Source organism: Rahnella perminowiae (assembly GCF_019049755.1).
Lineage (GTDB): Bacteria > Pseudomonadota > Gammaproteobacteria > Enterobacterales > Enterobacteriaceae > Rahnella > Rahnella perminowiae.
This window is the reverse complement of sequence record NZ_JAFMOS010000187.1, coordinates 1-1,559: the sequence shown is the minus strand read 5'-3', so window position 1 is coordinate 1,559 and position 1,559 is coordinate 1. Positions and strand designations below refer to the sequence as shown.

Here is a 1,559-nt window from a genome sequence, read left to right as displayed (position 1 = left end):
GTATATCTATCCATATCACCAATACTACGCTGATACTCCCTGCGTGTGGTTAGCATTAGAATATCATCCAATTTAAATTGATGAGGTGAAGAAATGTCCGATAAAATACATGCATTAATTCCTGCAATCCCAGAATTCACTAAGGAAATCGTAGCTAAGAACCTACGGGATGGGTATTGGCTGGAGGCCGCAGATCTAAATAAAGATGGAAATATAGATTTGTTTGGCTATGGACTAACACTTGGGGAACTTTATTGGTATGAGAGTCCCGAATGGAAGAAGCATCTTATCATAGACAAAATCAAAATGCCTGTTGGCGCTGATTATGCTGATATCACTTGCAATGGTTATCCTGATGCGATTGTTTGCTATGAATTGTATGGACCGATTGGAACTATCTATGATCCTGATACTGCTGGCGGAAAAATAGATTGGATTGAAAACCCTGGAGCTGATTTGAGCAAGGGAGATAGATGGAAAAGGCATTATGTAGGCAGAACAACTGGGATGCACCGTCTGAGGGCTGGTTATTTTACTCAGAATGAGAAGATCGAAATTCTCGGTTTCCCTATTGTTGCCAAAGAAGATGTTCATGCGGTTTTGCCTGTGGTTCTATTTACTCAACCTGATGACGTTTTCAACGCTGATGAATGGAAAATGACGGTCATCGACGATAGTACATTCCGTATGATTCATGGTGCAGAGAAGAAGAAAGGCCTGATTTCTGGTTCATCAAGAGACTCTGTAATTTTAGCCTCTGATGAGGGAGTAACTTGGCTATATTATGATGAGGAGGAGCATATCTGGCGTCGTGTATTGATCGGAACAGGGGAACTGACCCAGTTTGAGAAAACTGGATTTAAGGGTAGCGGTGATATGGATGTTGGCCGCATAGGCAGTGACCCATTCAGCTATGTTGCAGCAATTGAGCCTTTTCATGGTAATACTGTGGCAGTATATTATAAACAGGATACCCTGCCACCTCAGAATGCTCAATGGCAGCGAGTATTATTGGATATTTATGGTGACCCAAATGAAAATGGGGAAGGGCCAGGGCATCAAGTAGTGTGTGCCGATTTTGATGGAGATGGTGAGGATGAATTTATAATTGGCTTGCGTGGCCCCTGGCCGTGGCAAGGAGTTTTTTATTACAAAGCTATTGATATTAGTAAAGGGATTTTCGCAAAATGGCGTATATCAGATGAATCCGTTGCGCGTATAGCTATCGCTGATTTCAAGAACCGTGGAAAGATTGACTTTGCCACTATCGCCTACTCAGTACCAAACTACTATGTTGCCAAAGATGCCAAGATCGTTGTCCACTACAATGAAATACCATTAATCGAAGACCGTTAATTTGATAAATAATCATATTCAAAATCGGCTAGCTATCATCAACTAGGTGACCGCCTATGCGCTCACCTTTCATCTCTCCCAATAGTTATAATCACCATCAAAAGATTTATTTGAAATAAAATTAATTAAAAACTGAACATTCCTTTCTACGATTACTTACACCTACCTGTTCGTAAACCTCTTTTCATGCACAGCTCAAAATC

At 40.9% G+C, this 1,559-nt stretch carries 1 protein-coding gene; it reads left to right on the top strand.

The window, feature by feature from the left end; all coding sequences use genetic code 11:
• Nucleotides 1–93: 93 nt before the first annotated feature.
• Nucleotides 94–1,356 (top strand): hypothetical protein, encoded by a 1,263-nt coding sequence (locus tag J1785_RS01120; protein WP_217137403.1) that lies wholly within the window; start codon nt 94–96, stop codon nt 1,354–1,356.
• Nucleotides 1,357–1,559 lie beyond the last annotated feature (203 nt).

Bases quoted from the DNA above. Each gene is read 5' to 3' on its own strand.
- J1785_RS01120 (WP_217137403.1), top strand. From the start codon at position 94: ATGTCCGATAAAATACATGCATTAATTCCTGCAATCCCAGAATTCACT.